The sequence below is a fragment of the Mesorhizobium sp. M7D.F.Ca.US.005.01.1.1 genome (assembly GCF_003952545.1).
GTDB classification, from domain to species: Bacteria; Pseudomonadota; Alphaproteobacteria; order Rhizobiales; family Rhizobiaceae; genus Mesorhizobium; species Mesorhizobium loti.
The window spans coordinates 2,067,528-2,086,360 of sequence record NZ_CP034453.1; the positions used below are offsets into that span (position 1 = coordinate 2,067,528).

The following is an 18,833-nucleotide window of genomic DNA, read 5'->3' on the forward strand; positions in this document are numbered from 1 at the left end:
TGGTGAAGGAAATCAGCTAGTGCGCGGGTTGGACGAGATTGACAGGAAAATCATCGCGGCGATCCAAGGCAACGGCAAGATCACGGCCAATGAACTGTCTGATCGCGTCGGTTTGTCGCCGTCTCCCTGCGCCCGGCGTGTGCGCTTATTGGAAGATTCTGGCGTGATCAAAGGATACACGGCAGTAATAGACCAGAAGAAGGTCGGCCTGCCCATCAGTGCCTTCGCATCGATCAAGCTCGAGCGGCAGCGCGAAGAAGATCTTGACCGGTTCGCGCTCGCCGTGGCGCGTTGGCCGGAGGTAGTGGACTGCTACCTCATGACTGGGCAGCGCGACTATCTGATGCGCATCGTAGTGCGCGACCTCGAAGCGTACGAGCGGTTCATCAAGGACAAACTCACGCGTTTGGACGGCGTCGCCTCGATCGAAACGAGCTTCGCCCTTGATCAGGTCAAGCGTTCCGAGGTGCTTCCCTTAGAATAGGAATCTGCGGCACCAAAGTCTAGCCGAGGTCGCGCACTCCCAGAGCCGCAACTAGTAAGGTTCACTGACTGGTTCGCAAAAGGCGTGCTGAAGCACCATCGAACCTTGGCCACCACGCTCAACACGCTGATCGGCACGGGGTTCGAGTTGCGCCGGTTGGAAGAGTTTGCGCCCACGCCTGAACAGATCGCGGAGATACCGGAGCTGGCCGAAGAGCTGGAGCGACCGATGATGATGCTGGTTTCGGCGCACAAGCGTTGACCCCACCCGTCGCCCAGCCTCCTTGTCTGGGCGACGGGAAATCGAATGACTGGAAAGGGCCGACTGCGGACGATGATCTTGCCTCGTCCCGCCCAGAAAAAAGCTCGAAAAGAGCTTGACCTCACCCCGCCGATTAGAGAAGCGCCGCCACAGGCGGGACGCGGGACCGCCACCCCCGGCGAGAGGTGCCTTGTCCGCTACCGATCTGCTCGCAGATCGGTAGCGGTGACGAAGTCAAATCGTATCTCGGCAACTGCTCCTCGTGATGCGAGTGGCTCGCGAGAACCTTGTTGATAGCAGGGTCGTGCGCCTTTGATCTGGACGACGATGGTCGCACAAAATAGGCGGGTTGTTCAGAAATGAAAGTCTGGACGTCCAAGCCGCCCACCCTCCTACTCGGTGCATCCATGGCATGTACAACTGGGCTCAGGGGGCGCCGCCGAGATTTTTCAAAGATCGCGGCCGAGATAGTCCGTGCTAAGCAGTTCGTGCAACCTGCTGGCGGCTGCACTCAGGAATCCACCTCGACGCGTAACGATGAAAATCGGAATGGTAAGCGTCAAATCCCTTACATCGATCGTGGCGAGCGTTCCGGCGGCGCGTTCTTCGGCGACACCACTTTCAGTCATCAAGGCGAGACCAAAGCCTGCTTCTACGAGACGCTTCTGCGCAGTCAGGCTGTCCACAGGGGTCCAGTCGACTTCACCGAGCCCAAGCGTCTGGAAAATGCTGAACACATGCGAGGCCCAGATCTCGCGCTGTCCCGGGATTTCCGGAAAGGCTATCCACCGCTCGTCGACCAATCCGGCGAGTGACTTGATCGAACTGCCGGCCGAGGCATGGTCTGTCGAGCAGACGACCAGCAATTTTTCCGCGCCGAGGCAATCATATTGCAGGTCTGGTGAGCGATCCCGGTCATAACGAATGCCAATGGTGGCTTCGCCACGCCGTACCAGATCGCTAACTTCGGTGCTGCGGACCGTCTGCAACGCAAGGTCGACGGAAGGATGGCTGGCGGCAAACCGCTTCAGGATGCCGGTAAGGCTGGTGCTGGCCAGAGTGCCCACGGCCGCCAGTGACAAAGGGCCGGCATTCTCGGTCTTGAGTGCCAGTACCGCTGTCTCGGCGTCCTGAAGGGCAGCAAGCGCGCGCTCCGCATAGGGTAGCAAGACGCGCCCGGCCTGGCTCAGCGCGATGCCGGTGGACATGCGTTCGAAGAGCGGTATGCCAAGTTCCTGTTCCAGCAGACTGATACGGTGCGAGATGGCCGGCTGCGTTCGGTTCAAAACGCGGGCCGCGTTCGAAAAACCACGTTGCCGGTAAACGGTCAGGAATGTGTTCAGTGCTTCAGCATCCATCTCTTCGCTATAAATAAAATCTATGTCCTAGACAAATATTAGAAATTGGACGAATGCCGGCAAGCCAAATAGCAGTGTCCTCGCTTGTGCATTGCGGAGGAGGTACGCTCATGGCCACACAGATCGACAAGGCGAAAGCGTTCAAGGCGCTACACTCCACCGAGCGTGGTTTCGTTATGCCCAATGCATGGGACGCGGGAAGCGCGGTCGTTCTGGCGGAAGGCGGCGTCCAGGCAATCGGCACCACAAGTGCCGGGATCGCCTTCTCGCTCGGCAAGCCCGACTTTGACATTCGCGATGCGGGCTGCGCGCTGACGCGCGAAGAAATGTTCCAACGGCTTCGGCAGATCGTCGACGCCATTGTCTTGCCGGTGAATGGCGATCTCGAGGACGGCTACGGCCGCGATACGCAATCGGTTGCCGAAACGATAAGGCTTGCCATCGCAGTGGGCCTGGCTGGCGGCAACATTGAGGACAACAACCCTCGTACCGAAGGCCTTTACGAGGAGGGGCTTGCGGTCGAGCGCATAAGGGCAGCGAGAGTTGCGATCGAGGCAAGCGGCGGCGCCTTTGTCCTGAACGCCAAGATCGATGCATTCCTTGTCGGGGTGCCCGATCCGCTGGAGACAGCTATAAGGCGGGCGAACCTGTTTCTCGAGGCGGGGGCCGACTGTGTGTATCCCTGCGGTCCCAACGATCTGGACACGATCAAGACCTTGGTCCGCGAAATCAATGGTCCGGTCAATATTGTCATCGGTTGGGGCACCGTTCCCTTAAGTGTGCCGGTGTTGCTCGACATCGGTGTGAAACGCGTCAGCCTCGGTGGCAGCATAGCGCGCTCAGCACTTGGCCTTGTGCGCCGAAGCGTCCGCGAATTGTGCGATCAGGGCACCATCAATTTTGCGGCCGACCAGATTGGCCAGCAGGAGTTGAACGCTCTTTTCTCAAGGTGACCGGAACATCGGGTGATCGCATCGCCGGCGCGGCTTCCTTCGTGCCATCGCCAATTCACGCAAGGCAGAACCAGAACGAATTCCGGGATCGGCGGCCGCGATGCACCGATCGAAGATCCATGGATTCAACACAACAAAATTGGGAGAATGGAAATGACCGAATTGCTGAAGCTGGTGCTTGCTGTGCCACTGCTTGCATATGCGATGCCGGCGGCCGCGGATACGCTTGATAACGTCAAGGCCGCCGGCTTCGTCAAATGCGGCGTCAGCACAGGCGTCTCCGGGTTCTCGGCGCCCAATGACAAGGGCGAGTGGTCCGGTCTCGACGTCGATCTTTGCCGCGCTGTCGCGGCTGCGATTTTCGATGATCCCAAGGCGGTGAAATTCTCTCCCTTGTCGGCCAAGGAGCGGTTTACGGCCATTCAGTCGGGCGAGGTCGACATCCTGCAATACAACACCACCTGGTCGCTCAGCCGCGACACTGCCCTTGGCCTGAATTTCCGCGCCGTCAACTACTATGACGGCCAAGGCTTCATGATCAATTCCGCGAAGTTGCCCGGGGTAAAGTCGGCCCGGCAGTTGGACGGCGCTTCGGTCTGTATCCAGACGGGCACGACCAGCGAGCTGAATGTTGCCGATTACTTCAAGGCCAACAAGATCGAATACACCCCCGTCGTCTTTGAAAAGCTCGAGGAAATCCAGGCCGCGTATGACTCCGGACGCTGCGATGTCGTCACCATCGACCAGTCGGCATTGTACAGCGTTCGGCTGACGCTCGCCAATCCCGCCGACCACATTGTTCTTCCCGAGGTCATTTCCAAGGAGCCGCTCGGGTCGGCGGTCCGACAGGGCGACGACAAGTGGTTCGATGTCGTCAGTTGGACGCACTACGCGATGGTGACGGCAGAGGAACTGGGCATCACCCAGGCCAATGTCGATGACATGAAAGTCAATGGCAATCCCGAGGTGAAGCGTGTGCTCGGCCAGGAGGCGGACAGCAAGCTGGGCGCGGAGCTTGGTCTCGACAGCGACTGGGTTGCCCGCATCGTCAAGCATGTCGGCAACTATGGTGAGGTTTTCGAACGCAATGTCGGCGCCGGGAGCCCATTGAAGATCGCCCGTGGCATCAACGCCTTGTGGACCAATGGCGGTCTGCAATATGCGCCGCCTCTGCGCTGATGCCGCAGGTCACAATTCCAGCCGCGCAACCGCCGAGAGACCGGATGACGCCTGACGGAAAATGTCCGACACCGGTGGGTATCAACACGCGGCTGGCGCATATCGGCTACGAGCCGAGTGGCTATTTCGGGTTCGTCAATCCGCCTGTGGTGCATGCATCGACAGTGTTGTTCCCCGACGCTCAAACGATGGCGAAGCGAGACCAGAAGTACATCTACGGAACACACGGAACGCCGACCACCGAGGCACTTTGCCGTGCCATCGACACGTTGGAAGGCTCAGCCGGCACGGTCCTGGTTCCGTCGGGCCAGGCAGCCGTCGCCCTGCCAATGCTGGCCTTTCTGTCGGTCGGCGATCACGCGCTGATCACGGATTCCGTCTATGCACCGACCCGCCAGTTCGCCGATCTCGTGCTGAGCCGCATGGGCGTAGAGGTCGAGTATTACGCGCCGCGCATCGGTGCCGGCATCAAACGGCTTTTGCGATCCAACACCAAGGTCGTCTTCACCGAGTCTCCGGCCTCCAACACATTCGAAGTGCAGGACATTCCGGTAATCGCCAGAGCCGCTCATGCCGGCAATGCCGTGGTGATGATGGACAACACTTGGGCGACGCCGCTGTTCTTTCGGCCGCTCGAGCATGGCGTCGATATCTCGATCCATGCGGCGACGAAATATCCGGGTGGCCATGCCGACCTGCTGCTTGGCACGGTCTCCGCCAATGCCGCCACCTTGCCACGGCTCTGGGAGATGTTCCTGGCGCTCGGGATTCCCGCCGCGCCCGATGACACCTATCAGGTTCTGCGTGGTCTGCGGACGATGGGAGTGCGGCTCGCCCATCATCAGAAAAGCGCACTCGAGATCGCGTCGTGGCTCGAGCATCAGCCGGGCATTGCGCGCGTGCTTCATCCGGGCCTTTCGAGCCATCCAGACCATGCCATCTGGAAACGCGATTTCTTCGGCGCAAGCGGGGTCTTTTCGATTGTTCTCGCAGGTGGCTCGCAGGCGCACGCATTTCTCGATGCGCTGAAGATATTCGGCTTGGGCTTTTCGTGGGGCAGCTACAGTAGCCTCGCCATGCAGGTCGATCTCGCGGATCGAACCGTCGCCGCTGGCGATTTCGAGGGCCCGCTGATCCGCCTGCAAATCGGCCTCGAGGACATTGAGGACCTCAAGCAGGATCTGGCGCGTGGATTGAGAGCGGCAAGATGCACGGGCCAGCCAGGCGCTGATCAATCGGTTTTATGAAGGAGATTCGACATGGTGAGCCCACGGGACAATGCCGACACATCCGACCCGCTCAACACAGTGAGCCGTGGTTCGGTCATGCCGAACGGCATGGTCACCGATGAGCCCACACACGTGCGGGCAGCGGCGGCGCACGCGGATCCCTATCCCTTCTATGCGCGCCTGGTGTCCGGCGAGCCGATTTATCGAGAGGGGCCGGCCGGACCATGGGTCGCCGTCAGCGCGGCGGCGGTGAACGCTGTGCTGACCAGCCCGCTTTGCCTGACGAGGCCGGCGGTCAGCCCGGTGCCCGAGCCGCTGATCGGTACGCCTGTCGCCGAGATTTTCAGCCGCCTCGTGCGGATGAACGATGGGGAGATTCACTGTCCGTTGAAAAGCACGGTGACGACCACGCTCGAAGGCTTGAACGAACGACGTGTCACTGACCTCGCGAATGATCTGGCGAAGGACCTGGCGGCAACGATCAAACCCGAGGAAGATAGCGAGCGGCTGAACCGGTTTGTTTCTGCCTTGCCGGCACAAATCATCATGAGCCTGCTCGGGATTCCAGCCGCCAGCTTTTCGGACGTCTCACGCTGGATGGGCGACTATGGCGCGGCTGCAACGGCCGCTGTTACGGGTGTTCCCAAGTTCACCCCTGCCATTCTGCAAGCCGGGGCCGACAGTTCGGCCAAGCTTCTCGGCCTGTTTCGCGGCATGCTTGAGGCTCTGCGCGACGATGACGGTTCGCTCTTTGCCACGTTGTCGCGGCAAGCGGCCCGTTCAGGCCGGTTGGATGCGGATCTGGTGATCGCCAACGGCATAGGGCTGATGGCGCAAGGCTTTGCCGGAACCTCCGCGCTGATCGGTTCGACGCTTGTCGCGCTGGCACGCCATCCCGATGCGTTGGCGGCTGTCCGTGGCGATCGCGCACTGCTTGGGCAGGCTATTCAGGAGGTGCTGCGGTTCGATCCGACAACGCACAGCACCCTTCGCTTCGTGGCCCGCGATGGCGTCGTCGCCGGGCAAGCGATGCAGGCGAATGACATGATCATCGTCACCTTGGCCGCGGCCAGCCGCGATCCGGCGCTCAATCCTGATCCTGATCGCTTCGACATGTTTCGCGACAACAGACGATATCTGGAGTTCGGCGCCGGCGTGCATGCCTGCCCCAGTGCTGTGCTAGCGACGACGATCGCCGAGATCGCCCTGAGCCATCTGCTTGGTCGAGGGGTCGTTTGCGAAGGCCTTGAGGAACGGGTTTCCTACCGACACTCAGCGCATGTCCGGATGCCTGTTTTCAGTGTCTAGGTCCCCGGCAAGCGTTCGAGTGGCTTGACCGCTCTGTCGATCGCTGTGTTTTCCCTGGCCCTCGCGTGCAGCGTCAAGCAAAGACGCTTTGTGACTTTGCGCAAAGCAGGGCCAATTCAGGAGGACTTCCCTTCCTCGTCAGTCGGCGCGATCAAGCCGTTCCGCAACCGCCTGTTGAGTTCATGCCACGACGGATCCATTACAAAGCCGCTCATGTTTCCACATGCCTCGGCGAGTGTCAGGTCGCCGAGGCGCTTGATAAGGTCACCCAATCCGCCGGCTCTGCCATCCAGCACCGCCGTGCAGACCATCGATCTCGGACAAGGGCGAACCTCACGGCGGCAGCGAGCGGGAACGTCATGCTGCCGAGATCGCGCGACATGGTCGAATGGCCTGGCAGAAGCGACACGGTTACGGCAAACGCTCCCTCTTCGAAACCGCAATTTCACGCGTCAAGAGGATCAACGGCGGATGCCTGGCGTCCCGGACCCTCGGGTCGCAGCAGAACGAGATAGCCATTCACATCGCCATCGCCAATCGCAACATGCGGATCGCGAGGCCAATCTCCGAGCGCGTCCGCTGAAATCACTACAAAGTCTGCTTCAGCCGCTATAGGCTCAATGCACCAGCGCCGTCCATAATAAGCGCCTTGGAGGCACCCTGCCGATTGTTCATTGGATGCGAGTGCCCGCTGCGGTCATCCTCTTTCCGTGGACGTACTCGTCGCCGATGTGCGTCGATCTCAGGATGCTGTGCGCCTTCGACGGCCGCTTAAGAACTCCATGATGCCGTGTGCGCTCACCGGCCGGCTCAGCCCATAGCCTTGCAGGATGTCGCAGCCCAAATCCTTAAGGATCTCGGCCTGCCGCATCGTCTCGACACCTTCGGCGATGACTTCCACTCCCAAAGATCTGCCAATCTGCACAATCGATTGAACGACCTCTCGCTGCTGGGCTGACTCGGCGACTGGGCCGATTAGCTGGCGTGCAATTTTCAGCCGTCGCGGCTGAAGTTTCATCACGCTGACAATCGACGCGTGGCCGGTGCCAAAATCGTCAATTTCGATGTCGATACCAAGTTCCTTGATCTGGTTGACGTTCCAGACCATAAGCTCATCATTGTCGTCGAGAAAAATTGACTCTAGAAGCTCGAACGAAAGGGTTCCTGGTTTTATTGAAAGCGACGTCAGGCTGTTGATCAGTTCCTCATCCTGCAGCCGCCTCGCAGAGACGTTGACAGAAGCGCGCGGCATCAGCAGCCCGGCTCTCTGCCACTGATCAAAGTCGTGAAGGGTTTGCTCGAGTATCAGCCGGTCAATAATCGCAACGACATCCAACTCTTCCGCAATCTTCAGGAACTCGGCCGGCGTCTGAAGTCCGCCGGTCGGATGGTTCCAGCGCGCGAGCGCCTCAACGCCCGCAACCTCCAGTGTTTTTGCGTCGAACTGCAGCTGGTAATGGGGAACGAATTCGTTACGTTCCAGGCCTGCAAGGATCTCATCGGCGACCCGTTTGGTCCGAACGATCTCAGACTGGAGATCTTGGGTAAAGAACTCATATCGATTGCGTCCGCGGCTCTTTGCCCGGTAGAGCGCTATGTCCGCGTTGACCATCAGGCGCGGGCCGTCGACAGCACCGTCCGCATCGACCGCGATGCCGACGCTGACCCCGATACGGCATTGGTGGTCTTTGTAGGGCACTGGCTGTCGCAATCTCTGTAGAATGCCATCGGCCCGTTGGCTGAGTTGGTCAATCGAGATATCGCTGCTGCAGACTACGACAAACTCATCGCCTCCGACTCGGGCAACGAAATCGGCTGGCCGAACAGTCGATGTCAGCACCTTTGCGGTATGGATCAGCACGGCGTCCCCGACAGCGTGGCCGAGTGTGTCATTGATCTGTTTGAAACGATCGAGATCAAGATGCAGAAGCGCGGCGCCGCGGCCGGCGGTTGAACCTGTGGCGGCGTGGCTGTCAAGCATGATGTCGAGGTAGCGGCGATTTGGAAGGCCGGTCAGCGTATCGTGAAGCGCTGCATACTCATTGCGCGCCGTCGCCGCCTCGAGCTCAGCATTTCTCGTTTCGGCGAGGTCCTTTGCTTGCTCCAACTCCCGCGTCAGGGCCACATCCGCCGTCACGTCCCATTCTGCTCCGACCATTTTGTGCTTGGTATCATCACTGTAACTTTTGGCACGCGCGCGAAGATGTCGAACAATTCCATTGGGAAGCACGACACGATATTCTGAGGAGTACAGACCCGTCGCGATCCCTTGCTTGAAATCCAGCTTGGCCTGCTCAAGATCGTCGATGTGGATCGATCTTGACCACTCTTCGAAGGACCTCGGTTCGCCATCTGCCGGCTTTCCATAAATTTCGTTCAGGCGGTCGTCCCAAAATATGATGTCTGAGTCGAGATCCTGCTCCCAGACGCCAATTTGCGAGGCGTCAAGCGCGAGTTCCAGCCTCTCCGAAAGCTGTGCAAGCCGTCGTTCGCTGCGGCGCAGATCGGCGTAGTGCTTACGCCGTTGCTCGAGAAGCCGCCCTGCAATGACTATGGGAACCACGACCAGTGCGCCGCCGATGAGCATTGCCAGTCGCAAAATCCAGGCGTTGCGGGGCGTAGCACTCCAACCACCCTTGGGAATAGCAGCAATCTGCCACGATCCTGTCGGCAGCCGCACCTCGGCTGTGACGGGATTGCTTTCGATCACGTGCGCGGGACCGTAAAATCGCGCGCCGCTTTGGCCGAGAGAGTCTTTTCCCGTCAGGGCGATCTCGATCGGCAGTTTCTTGTCTAAAAGACCGCTGTCCTCGTACAGTTTTTGAATGTCGATTACCGCAGCCACTATGCCCCAGAACGTCTCGGTTGGGCGGTCACGGTCGAGGAAGACGGGGAATCGCCCGATGAATGCCTGACCGCCTTGTTTGAGTTCTACTGGTCCGGCCAACACCAGTCGTCTGGAATCGCGTGCCCGAAGTACCGCTTCACGCTGCTCTTCATCCTTACTAAGGTCCAGTCCAACGACCTTTTCATTGCCTTCCATCGGATACATCAACGAAATGACCAGGCCAGGGGCCGCGCCAATGTTTCTGAGATGTGTCTTCTCGCGAAAGATGCTCTCTGCCAGCTTGGCAAAGCGGGCTTGGCTCATATTCGGTTCGGTAACGATCGTCGCGATCAGGCCGCGCGCCAATTGGAGATCCCCATTGACGTTGCCCTCGAGATTGGCGCGGATGAGGTTCATCTCCTTCGCAACGTCAACGCGCATTGCCTGCTCGGCAACGACGCTGTTTTGATGGTCGGCAAAAAATCCAGCGATCAACAGCACGACGAGGGCAATCACTGCCGGAAGACTGGTCCAGGTCATCAAGGTGCGGAAGCGCTGCTGCATTGCAAATGGCAAGGTGGAATCTCGATCGGCCAAGCTTCCGATTGGCCAAGGCTATCAGAGCGAACTTAATCGAATCTTGGTTCGCCTACTCAAAGTTTAGAAAGACATTTCTTTGCCGGTTAGGCAAATACTGGAGGCGGCCAGTACGTCAGGGTTTCTTCCGGTTGGCTTTTTTTGATGGAATGGCGCCAGACGACTTCGACAAAGGGCTTCAGTGCTCCGTGTCCGCTACAGACATCGGAGGAGTGCGTTATCTAACTTCGACGATCTTTTGTCGCAAGGCGTTTTCGATGGGATCAGGCATGGTGCCAGCGCTGGTCGCGGACGCACTGAGATGAAGATAAAGCGGCTTGCCGGCGCGTACCATGGCACGCGCGATCGCGAGCTCGGCTTCAGTCTTGGCATTCTCTTTCTGTGTCATGTTGTCGGCGGCAATGAGCCGCTTCAGCGCCCGCAATGTCTCACCCCGGGCCCAGCCCACTTCGACGCGATGGCACGAGGTGAGTTTAATGACGCTGCATTGGATTCATCGAGCGGCGACGGTTGCATTGAGTACCCGTCCCCCGCGCGTTTTCGAGACATTTGATATCGCGACATAAGTTTCCGAACGAAAACTGCGTTCAGCGAGGGCAAATGAGGGACTAGTTCGCCGATGTCCTGAAAACGGTTGATTTCCGGGCAGAGGCCAAGTCGCTTATAAACGCGTTTCGGTTGAGCTCAGCAACGTCTTTTGAAGGGCCGCTTTGCGCCGCTTCTCCGTGATGACCTTGGCAAGCGGAAACGAAACGGCTCCGCTATTGGAAATGGGCAGGTCGGCGCCAGTCGGGCCAACTGTCAGCCCTGGGCTACATACGAGCCGGCACCCTGAGTTGGACATAGGGTCACCGGCCGATCCTCTCACACTCGTCGAGCATCCCGCCGAGTTCCTGGCAAAGAATGACTTGGCCCAAACCGTTCGAATTGTCGTCCAGGCCCATCCGCCGGTTATAAGACGACACCTGGTCCCTCAATTGAGATACCCGGCCAGCGCTATGACCGCTGGAGTAGGCCCATCCGCCTACAGCGCATATGATCAGTGCAGAAACGAAGACGGCAAGTGTCAACTTGTTACCGTGCACCTTTTCAGGCAAAAACTTAACAACGCTTTGCATGAACTATTATCTACAGTTGCCATTTTACGGGCCTCAAGTGTGACGCAAAAAGATAAACATTTTCTTGGGCGCCCGATCACCGAAATGCGCATAGATGTGGCAGATGGGCGCCGTTTTCTACAGGCTGGGGTTTCGGTATGCGCCCCCCGAGTTGCGGCATTACCAAGTCCCCACTGGAAAACCAGCAGCAGGGAGGCATCCTCCTCATGTCCGGCGGATTGCTGACGTTGTCAGTGGGAATGCCTCTTCGCAGACGCTAGACAGGCGTTCGGGCAGCATTGGTCATTTTCTGAAATTCAGAAAGAATCTCCGGGAAACTCTGCGCAAGATATCGAACAATGCGGGCGTTCTCCAGCAGCCGGCTGAGATACCCCGTGGCCACCACCAGATCCAGATGGTCAGATCCATAGCTCTCCTCGACAAGCCGGTATTCCTTATCGAGTTTGGTTGACTCGTTCTCCATCAATGCGATCTGCGCGTCGCTCAGCCCGGCAAGCTTTTTCGGCTGCGACGTATCGGCAAGCTGTGACTGCGGGGTCGCGCCGACCAGGGACTTTGCGTAGTTGATCGAGAATTTGTTCATGGCGATCATCAGTTGCGCCGCCTCGATCTGACGCACCGCGGCCAACTTCCGTAGTTCGATGAATGTGTTGGTCGGGACGAAGCGGTCCTTGAGCATGTCGACCGCTTCCCGACAGATCCCTTTCAGCAGATGTTTTTTAAGCCTGATTTGGGCGATGTTGACATTCAGGGTTCTCGCGATGGTCTCTTCAGGGACGCCGCTGTCGATGGCTTTCAGGATCATGAAGTGTTCCTGGATCGTCGCGAGCCGGCTCACCCGTTTGTTGTAGGTGAATGCCTCGTCATCGTTGGCCACCAGACAATCAACCTCAGTGGCGCCTATCTCGCGCAAGATCTCGATACGCATGTGGCCGTCGACCAGCAGGTACTTTCCCGGCGTGTCTTTGTCCCTTGCGACCACGGGCAGTTCCACAAGTCCGATCTCGCGAACGGATGACCTGACCTGTTGGTATTTCGGAGTTTCCCTGGCGCTTTCGGTAAACAGGTGAAGCGGCTGGATGTCTTCAAGCCGAAGGCGAATTGTATCGCGCTCAAAAGCGGATTTTATGTCCTGAATTGTAGGGTGCTGTGTGGTCATGCGGGCTCAACTCTGCTGATCCTGGCCGCCAGGTTTCGTGGAAGGGTGTTCAGTCCTTCCGCCGCAAGAAGGTCCTGGAATGCCTCTTCTGCCATCAGTTGCCGCAAGGCGTGGGTCACAAACAGCAGGCGGTTTCGCGTTGCGTCCGCTTTCCGGACAAGAATGCGTTTTCTGTCCGTGTCCGCTTTGAAAGCCTTGATCAATGCTGATGCTGAAGGAGTCTTCGTGCGATCTGGCAGGAACGTTCCCAGGCCTTTCCCCCGCCTGCGGCGGTTCTCAATCAAGCGGCGCGCTATCACAAGCTTATGACCACGCAGCTGGTTCTTTTTATAGGCAAGCTGAAGAACCGCTTGGATACCGGGCTCGTCGGCGGTGGAAATATCGACTGCGACCGACAGCGGGATCTGGCCGGAGTCGACGGCCCGCAGAAGGCGCTGTTCGCCTTGTGACAGAAGGCGTGCAACCCCTCTGACATATTCGGTCGAAAGACCGATCTTTGCTGCGATGCCGGCGTCCGAATAGCCGCTTTCTTTCAGCCGACCGATATCGCGAAGAAGGTCATAGGCGGTATGATACCGGCGAGCACAATTTTCCACCAACCCTTTAACCAGCGCTTCGGCCTTGGTTGCCTCTATCACAAAGGCGGGAATCTCGGTCTGGCCAAGCAGCCTGAAGGCCTCGATCCGCCCCTGGCCGCACACCAGATCGTGCGTGAAGGCGCCTTCGTCGACATCGCTTTTCGTCACCGTGACGGGACGCTTCAGGCCGACGCTCTTGATGCTGTCGACAATATCCTGGAAGGATTTTTTGCCTCGCGTGCGCGGGTTGGTAATTTTGATCGCGTCCAGGCGCAGGAGCGAGATTGGTCTGTTGGTGGCGTCCATCAGCGAGCGGCCGTGATGGCGTTGCGTTCGGCCAAGGCGAACAGCGGATCCAGCGATTTGAAGAAGAAAGTGTTGAACTCCAGTCTCTTGTTCAAGGCGCGGTTTAAGGGTTTTCCACCAATCTCATTTGCTGGCGCAATCAGATAATCCAGGATCGTCTGGTTATCCGGGCTCATGCGGATGGCCACTTTCACGTCCGCAGCGGTACCCCGTTCCGCAGGGGCCAACCAATGAGGATAGCCGTATGGCGTGTTGCGACAGCGACCCATCGCAATGGATACGGTGAATTCATCATTGACGCGAAGCACGCCGAGACCGCTCTGACGCACCGCAGAGCCGCCCGCCCGCTCAATGGTCGCGACTATCGTTTGGACGACTTCTTCGAAGATCTCACGAAGCCGCCTTCTGATATCAAGAAACCGATAGTTCTGAGACGGATCGTATCCAACGAGCTTGTAGGCTCGCAGCAGACTGCCGAATTTTTTCCTGTAGCGGCTGCTTGGCGGACAATTAGCCGCCGCGTCAATGATCGGGCCTGAGAGGGTACCGCGCTTCTTCAGAAGTTCGGCGAGCACAACCAACATCTGATTGTTGCCCATCTTAGATGAGCGGGCGTCGGCTATGACTTGAGCCCGTTCGAACAGTTTGCGGTCTACAATGGGTTCAAAGACACCATCGGCGCGCACCCATTTGGTCGTATCATTGGTCACCTTCCTTTGCTTGAGCTTGAAAGACTGCCGATTCCAGACGTTGTTGCCGACATATTTTTCGTTGCTGAGTATCTGGTGAATGGATTCGCGTTTCCACGATCGATTGAGATCGGTGACCACTCCCTTGGTATTCAACGACCGCGCAATTTGTAGCTCGGTCCGACCACCCTTCACATATTCATTATAGATACAGCGCACCGTAGCAATTTCATCAGGTGGTCCAGGTACGAGGATGACCCGATCCGTCTGGAGGCTCTTGTACTCTTTGAGAGCGAGCATGGTCTTTGTGCGCCCATGCTGGTCGATGAGCCGGCGCCTCAGGCCCAGGCCGGACGACCCTCCTTGCCGGTATCCCATTTGAATGAGCCTGCACTGGCCGGCAAACACCTTGACCGACAACACGCGACTGTGCTCGGCCGCCATGGTGCGCTTTATTGCCTTGAGCAGGTCTGATGCGATGGTGCCATCGTTGGCAAACTGTTCGCCACAGTATTCAATTCGCACTCCGGCAACGCGACACCGGTACTCGTACGACGCACTCTCATCGGGGTTCGGGAATCGCCCCCAGCGGCTCACGTCGTAGACGATGATGATTTCGAAACCCGCGTTCTTCGTCTCGACGTCCGCCAACAGCCTTTGCAAGCCGGCGCGACCTTCAAGGTTCAAGCCGCTGCGACCAGCGTCCTCGTATGTGGCTACGATGTCGTAGTTCATCGCAGCCGCGAAGGCGCGGATTGCATCCTTCTGATTGTCGATCGAGAAGCTCTGGCGGTCAGTAGACATTCGCACGTACTGAGCTGCGCGCACGCGTTGTGCGTCTACAGAAGGTCGACGGGCCGTGTGCGCCTCTTCCATCACTCCGCGCCTAAAAGGCAGATTGAACGTTCGCTTGAACCAGCGACCCTAGCGGCATGACGCTTCAATCCCGTTACACATTGACCGACACTTTGTATCGAATGAGGCTTTGTTGCCATGAACCGAGAGGGTCAAAAAATAGCAGGCAGGGTTTCTATCAACGCCCGAGAAACCATGTCTTTTATCGTGAGGCCTCGTGCCCCCGTTCCGCCGCATTGCGGCCGCAGGTGGCAAGCCATAGGGATTTCAGGCCTTCAAGGGAGAACGCACATGAACTTTCACAAAGCCATCGCAGCCGTGCTGATGACCGCAGCACTGGCAGGCTGCGCGCAGACCGAAGGCCAGCAGCGGGCCGGAACCGGCGCGCTGATCGGCGGCGCCGGCGGCGCCCTCGTCGGCCAGGCCATTGGCGGCAACACCAAGAGCACGGTCATCGGCGCGGCCAGCGGCGCCCTGCTCGGCGCCGTCGTCGGCTCAGCCACCACCCCACAGCGCCGCGAAGACCAGCGCCGCGGCGACCAGATGTGCCGCTACGAGGATCGCGACGGCCGCATCTACACGGCGCCCTGCGACGACCGGTACTACAACGGCGATTATTGATGCGAGCCTGACGGCGGGACGCGTTTGCCAGCAGGTAGTTGCTCAAGAAAGGAAGGGGAGCTCGTCGCCCGATCCGGCCTAGGTCGGACGGAATGGACGCGTCCGCGACACGTCCATAGGCATATCAGGCTACGTCTATCGGGCGAATTGCGCGGGATCCAAAACGCGCTCACAATCCATTCTTCCGGAGCACAGTACGCCTCAAGAAGCTTGCTGATATTGCTATCGGATTGTTTGCCGACCCCCGTCTTCCCCCCGAAGCCCTGTCGGCAGACGAGGCGGATTCTGTCCCCGGATCCGCCTCTTTGATGTGCGAGGTATCGGCATTCCGCAGGCCGGTTCCGTCTTCGGGCCGCCCCGGTCCCGTCGCCTCGGCCCGATCAGGCTTCAGTGCTATTTATCGCGATGAACGTCATAATGACGCTGGACGCGGTGCGGTTCCAGTTCGAGTGCCAGTTCGGCGTTGGTGGCGAACTCGTCGGTCGAGGAGGCGTCGAGGAACACGCGGTACGAAGTGCCGGCGACCGTCCTGGATTGTTCGCCGGCTGCGCACGCGGAGCGACGGATCCGGCGTCTGGCAAGATCACGTGAGATTCCTTTGTTGAGAATTGGAGGTCGGTGACGAGCCCTCCCATGGCGAAGCTTTGTTGTCACTCGTTGGAGGGCCTTCGAGGGAGAAATTGGCTCGCTGTCATTTTTTGCCCACTTGCCCGGGCTAGACTGTTCTTCGCGGCGGGTTGTGGAGGAGGTCGATGTGACGACAAGCCTTGCCGCCCTGAAAAGCCAAAGCAAACGCGCCGTGAAACGGCTCATCGGTTACGATTCCCGCAACTGGCTGCGCATCCGCCAGATCGAGGCGTTCACGCTCTTTCTCGAAGCCGGCAACCGCAAGGCCTCCGACGTCATCGAGATCTCGCCTGGCTGGAACCGCTATTGGCGGGCGATGTGCCCCAATTACAGGTCGGTCGATTTCCCTGCTTTCGACATCTGCAAGGACCGCACCGACGAGCAATATTCCATCGTCATCGCCGACCAGGTGCTGGAGCACGTGCGCCGGCCGCAGGCAGCGGTGGAAAACATCCACGCCATGACCCGGTCCGGCGGCTGGGCGATGGTGGCGACACCCTTCCTGTTTCGCGTCCACGCCAGGCCGCACGACTACAACAGATGGACCCCCGCCGGCCTCAAGCAGCTGATGGTCGAGGGCGGCTTCGCGGAAGCCAACGTCAAGGTCCACGGCTGGGGCAACAAGGCCTGCGCCAGGGCCCATATCGGCGGCCCCGTGCGCGCCTACGGCCTGTGGCGCGACCTCAGCAACGACGAGGAATACCCGCTGATGGTCTGGGCGTTCGCGAAGAGAGCGTGAGTGGCCGAGCGCGCTAAGTCGCGACCCCTGCAGTTGAGGTCTTTGCGCTCAATTCTGGCTTGAGCCAAATCCGGCTTCTCGACAACGCCTGCGTTAAGGTTCTTGATCCTGGCCGTGCAGCTATCGCTTTTGCTGGCCAACGATCGGCCCCCCGGGGAATGTTCCATGCGCAATGGAACTCGTGGCGTCGGGTGTGGTTATCGACGATCACACAGGAGGGCTGCACATGTCTGGCAACGACAACCATCGCGAAACGGGAGCAACAAAATATCCGGCCAAGACCGGTCCCGACCCTTCGGATTCTTTCTCCCAGGACGCGGCGGGTAACAAGAAGCCGAGGAGCGGGGTGGGACTGACACGGCCTTCGAACGAAGTGAACGACAAGACCCATCAGTCGGACGGGCAGAACCCTTCGGGGCAGATAAATAAGGACAGCCCATGAACGTCGCAAATCTTCGCGCGAAGGCTGATGACTTCGATTGCGTGGCAACAATGTGCATGTTCACAAGGGCCTGCTGTCGACGACATTGATATCGGTCTGAGAACGGTTGAGGCGTCCCGCGACAGGCAACCAGGGGGCAAATGAAGTTCCCCTGCCAATCGCAACGCGATCTGCTGTCCGATCCCGCTTCTTCAGATCGCTGACAAAGCCCAAGGTGAATCGGACATCCCCCATTTTCCGAACTGGCGAAGATGGTTGGACAAGCGAAAGAGCATTACAACGACCAGATGTGAGGGGCTGCTAGCCTGCAGCATTCTACATTTCACTGTTTTCGATGATGCCGGCTTCGCCATCTCGAACGCGTGTTCGCGGTGCCGTCGGCTTCCTTAGGCGAACTCCCGGTCCTCCGCCTTGCGCAGTCTGCCCATGGCTCAGGAAAGCCACGCCGCCCATTTCCAATGCGGCTTGCATCGCAAGGAGCTTGTCGGTGGCCGGTACACGCTTGCCGTTTTCGAAGTCCCTAACCGTTCCTTCGCTCACATTCGCTTTTGCGCCAAGCCTGGCTTGCGACCAATTTAAGAGCCCTCTTGCCGCACGGCATTGTTCCCGGGTTGGTCGGACCACAAATGTCTCCTCGATCGCGTGGGGCGCGGCCGTGCTCAAGCTTTCTTACGCTTCGGCGAAAGGCTCTTTCTGGATGCTGCCAGCCCTTCCTGCTTGAGACTCTTTTTAAGAATTTCAGCCAGGTTGATGACGTTCTCTTTTGGCTTGGGAGCCGGCTTTGGCGGCGCCTTACCCTTGCGCTTCGCATCGATCATGGCGATCAACGCATCTTCATACGTATCTTCAAATTTTGAAGGATCGAAAGTCGTAACTTTCTTGTCGATCAGCATGCCGGCGATTTCGAGCAATTCAGGATCGTATTTCGCCTTCGTCAAGCCATCGAAAACACTGTCTGCCGAGACCACCTCGTTGTGGCTCCGCAATTCTGTCATCAGCATGCCTTTGCCATGAGGTTGGATCAGCACCTCCCGGCCGCGCTGATAAAGGACGATACAGGATCGGGCAGCAACACCCTTGTTCTTCATCGCGTCGCGAATGACGCCGTAAGCCTCGACAGCGGCGCCGTCGGCAGGAATCAGATAGTAGGGTTTCTCGAGATAGCGCGTATCCACGTCGTCAATGGATACGAATTCGCCGACCTCAAGTGTATGATCCGATGTCAGCTTGAGCGCCTTGATGTCGTTGGGATCGATCTGAAGGAACTCATCTTTCTCGACTTCGAACCCCTTCACCTGGTCTTCCGCCTCGACGGTCTTTCCCGTCTGCTCGTCGGCATAAACACTTTTGACCGGCAGACCGTCTTTTCGGTTCAGGATCTTGAAATGAATCTTGGATGCCTCGCTGGTTGCGCCGATAACCTTCACGCCGCAAGCGACGGAACCAACCTTCAGAAAGCCCTTCCAGGCCGCACGCGGCGCAACCATTTAATTTGTCCTGTTT

Annotated in this window: 17 protein-coding genes and 1 pseudogene; 10 read left to right on the top strand and 8 right to left on the bottom strand. The window is 58.6% G+C overall.

Annotation, left to right across the window (positions count from 1 at the left end):
- The first annotated feature begins 19 nt into the window (after positions 1-19).
- Together EJ076_RS09855 and EJ076_RS09860 are read left to right on the top strand one after the other, a co-directional pair.
- Positions 20-484: an Lrp/AsnC family transcriptional regulator gene (locus EJ076_RS09855; RefSeq protein WP_109671105.1), complete on the top strand. Its 465-nt coding sequence runs from the start codon at positions 20-22 to the stop codon at positions 482-484.
- 57 nt (positions 485-541) lie between these two features.
- Positions 542-745: pseudogene (locus EJ076_RS09860) on the top strand (SAM-dependent methyltransferase); the annotation flags it as partial.
- 449 nt (positions 746-1,194) lie between these two features.
- On the opposite strand, the gene EJ076_RS09865 reads toward EJ076_RS09860, so the two are convergent.
- A complete protein-coding gene (locus EJ076_RS09865) occupies positions 1,195-2,103 on the bottom strand; it encodes a LysR family transcriptional regulator (RefSeq protein WP_109671102.1) in 909 nt (302 codons plus the stop codon).
- Between the two features lie 53 nt (positions 2,104-2,156).
- Here EJ076_RS09865 and EJ076_RS09870 point away from each other — a divergent pair, with 53 nt between their 5' ends.
- The 4 genes from EJ076_RS09870 to EJ076_RS09885 all read left to right on the top strand — a co-directional run bounded on the left by EJ076_RS09870 (position 2,157) and on the right by EJ076_RS09885 (position 6,772).
- A complete protein-coding gene (locus EJ076_RS09870; RefSeq protein WP_206438779.1) occupies positions 2,157-3,056 on the top strand; it encodes an isocitrate lyase/phosphoenolpyruvate mutase family protein in 900 nt (299 codons plus the stop codon).
- A 153-nt stretch (positions 3,057-3,209) separates the two neighbouring features.
- Positions 3,210-4,235 (top strand): amino acid ABC transporter substrate-binding protein, encoded by a 1,026-nt coding sequence (locus tag EJ076_RS09875; protein WP_245462989.1) that lies wholly within the window; start codon positions 3,210-3,212, stop codon positions 4,233-4,235.
- A gap of 44 nt (positions 4,236-4,279) precedes the next feature.
- Positions 4,280-5,482, top strand: coding sequence for a cystathionine beta-lyase (locus tag EJ076_RS09880; RefSeq protein ID WP_109671095.1), 1,203 nt, complete (start codon positions 4,280-4,282; stop codon positions 5,480-5,482).
- Between the two features lie 12 nt (positions 5,483-5,494).
- Positions 5,495-6,772 carry a cytochrome P450 gene (locus EJ076_RS09885; protein ID WP_109671093.1) on the top strand — a complete coding sequence of 426 codons (1,278 nt, stop codon included), beginning with the start codon at positions 5,495-5,497 and terminating at the stop codon, positions 6,770-6,772.
- Positions 6,773-7,514: 742 nt separating this feature from the next.
- On the opposite strand, the gene EJ076_RS09890 is transcribed toward EJ076_RS09885, so the two are convergent.
- From EJ076_RS09890 to EJ076_RS09910, 5 genes are all read right to left on the bottom strand, one after another.
- A complete protein-coding gene (locus EJ076_RS09890; protein ID WP_126070999.1) occupies positions 7,515-10,163 on the bottom strand; it encodes an EAL domain-containing protein in 2,649 nt (882 codons plus the stop codon).
- Positions 10,164-10,413: 250 nt separating this feature from the next.
- Positions 10,414-10,620, bottom strand: a complete 207-nt coding sequence (locus EJ076_RS09895) for a hypothetical protein (RefSeq protein WP_109671083.1) — start codon at positions 10,618-10,620, stop codon at positions 10,414-10,416.
- A gap of 950 nt (positions 10,621-11,570) precedes the next feature.
- Positions 11,571-12,473 (bottom strand): plasmid partitioning protein RepB C-terminal domain-containing protein, encoded by a 903-nt coding sequence (locus EJ076_RS09900; RefSeq protein WP_109671072.1) that lies wholly within the window; start codon positions 12,471-12,473, stop codon positions 11,571-11,573.
- Positions 12,470-13,357, bottom strand: coding sequence for a plasmid partitioning protein RepB C-terminal domain-containing protein (locus EJ076_RS09905; RefSeq protein WP_109671070.1), 888 nt, complete (start codon positions 13,355-13,357; stop codon positions 12,470-12,472). Before EJ076_RS09905 ends, EJ076_RS09900 begins: the two co-directional genes overlap by 4 nt.
- Positions 13,357-14,922: a recombinase family protein gene (locus tag EJ076_RS09910; RefSeq protein WP_109671067.1), complete on the bottom strand. Its 1,566-nt coding sequence runs from the start codon at positions 14,920-14,922 to the stop codon at positions 13,357-13,359. The genes EJ076_RS09905 and EJ076_RS09910 overlap by 1 nt, the downstream gene beginning before the upstream one ends.
- A gap of 270 nt (positions 14,923-15,192) precedes the next feature.
- Between EJ076_RS09910 and EJ076_RS09915 the strand changes: the two genes are divergently transcribed.
- The 4 genes from EJ076_RS09915 (at position 15,193) to EJ076_RS09925 (ending at position 17,330) form a co-directional block, all read left to right on the top strand.
- The gene (locus tag EJ076_RS09915; RefSeq protein WP_109671065.1) at positions 15,193-15,522 is read left to right on the top strand and encodes a YMGG-like glycine zipper-containing protein; all 330 of its coding nucleotides are present in this window, start codon (positions 15,193-15,195) and stop codon (positions 15,520-15,522) included.
- 417 nt (positions 15,523-15,939) lie between these two features.
- On the top strand, positions 15,940-16,113 hold the full coding sequence (locus EJ076_RS35125; protein ID WP_164548590.1) for a hypothetical protein: 174 nt from the start codon (positions 15,940-15,942) through the stop codon (positions 16,111-16,113).
- A gap of 163 nt (positions 16,114-16,276) precedes the next feature.
- Positions 16,277-16,888, top strand: a complete 612-nt coding sequence (locus EJ076_RS09920; RefSeq protein ID WP_109671191.1) for a methyltransferase domain-containing protein — start codon at positions 16,277-16,279, stop codon at positions 16,886-16,888.
- A gap of 226 nt (positions 16,889-17,114) precedes the next feature.
- The gene (locus EJ076_RS09925; protein WP_206438780.1) at positions 17,115-17,330 is read left to right on the top strand and encodes a hypothetical protein; all 216 of its coding nucleotides are present in this window, start codon (positions 17,115-17,117) and stop codon (positions 17,328-17,330) included.
- A gap of 315 nt (positions 17,331-17,645) precedes the next feature.
- Here the strand turns inward: EJ076_RS09925 and EJ076_RS09930 are convergent, their stop codons facing one another.
- On the bottom strand, positions 17,646-17,954 hold the full coding sequence (locus EJ076_RS09930) for a helix-turn-helix transcriptional regulator (RefSeq protein ID WP_109671190.1): 309 nt from the start codon (positions 17,952-17,954) through the stop codon (positions 17,646-17,648).
- Between the two features lie 35 nt (positions 17,955-17,989).
- Positions 17,990-18,817: a Ku protein gene (locus EJ076_RS09935; protein WP_109671063.1), complete on the bottom strand. Its 828-nt coding sequence runs from the start codon at positions 18,815-18,817 to the stop codon at positions 17,990-17,992.
- Between the last annotated feature and the right edge of the window lie 16 nt (positions 18,818-18,833).

Coding starts and splice junctions, on each gene's coding strand:
- EJ076_RS09865 (WP_109671102.1), bottom strand. CDS start 2,103: ATGGATGCTGAAGCACTGAACACATTCCTGACCGTTTACCGGCAACGT.
- EJ076_RS09870 (WP_206438779.1), top strand. CDS start 2,157: ATGCCGGCAAGCCAAATAGCAGTGTCCTCGCTTGTGCATTGCGGAGGA.
- EJ076_RS09875 (WP_245462989.1), top strand. CDS start 3,210: ATGACCGAATTGCTGAAGCTGGTGCTTGCTGTGCCACTGCTTGCATAT.
- EJ076_RS09880 (WP_109671095.1), top strand. CDS start 4,280: ATGACGCCTGACGGAAAATGTCCGACACCGGTGGGTATCAACACGCGG.
- EJ076_RS09885 (WP_109671093.1), top strand. CDS start 5,495: ATGGTGAGCCCACGGGACAATGCCGACACATCCGACCCGCTCAACACA.
- EJ076_RS09890 (WP_126070999.1), bottom strand. CDS start 10,163: ATGCAGCAGCGCTTCCGCACCTTGATGACCTGGACCAGTCTTCCGGCA.
- EJ076_RS09900 (WP_109671072.1), bottom strand. CDS start 12,473: ATGACCACACAGCACCCTACAATTCAGGACATAAAATCCGCTTTTGAG.
- EJ076_RS09905 (WP_109671070.1), bottom strand. CDS start 13,357: ATGGACGCCACCAACAGACCAATCTCGCTCCTGCGCCTGGACGCGATC.
- EJ076_RS09910 (WP_109671067.1), bottom strand. CDS start 14,922: ATGGAAGAGGCGCACACGGCCCGTCGACCTTCTGTAGACGCACAACGC.
- EJ076_RS09915 (WP_109671065.1), top strand. CDS start 15,193: ATGAACTTTCACAAAGCCATCGCAGCCGTGCTGATGACCGCAGCACTG.
- EJ076_RS35125 (WP_164548590.1), top strand. CDS start 15,940: ATGACGCTGGACGCGGTGCGGTTCCAGTTCGAGTGCCAGTTCGGCGTT.
- EJ076_RS09925 (WP_206438780.1), top strand. CDS start 17,115: ATGTCTGGCAACGACAACCATCGCGAAACGGGAGCAACAAAATATCCG.
- EJ076_RS09935 (WP_109671063.1), bottom strand. CDS start 18,817: ATGGTTGCGCCGCGTGCGGCCTGGAAGGGCTTTCTGAAGGTTGGTTCC.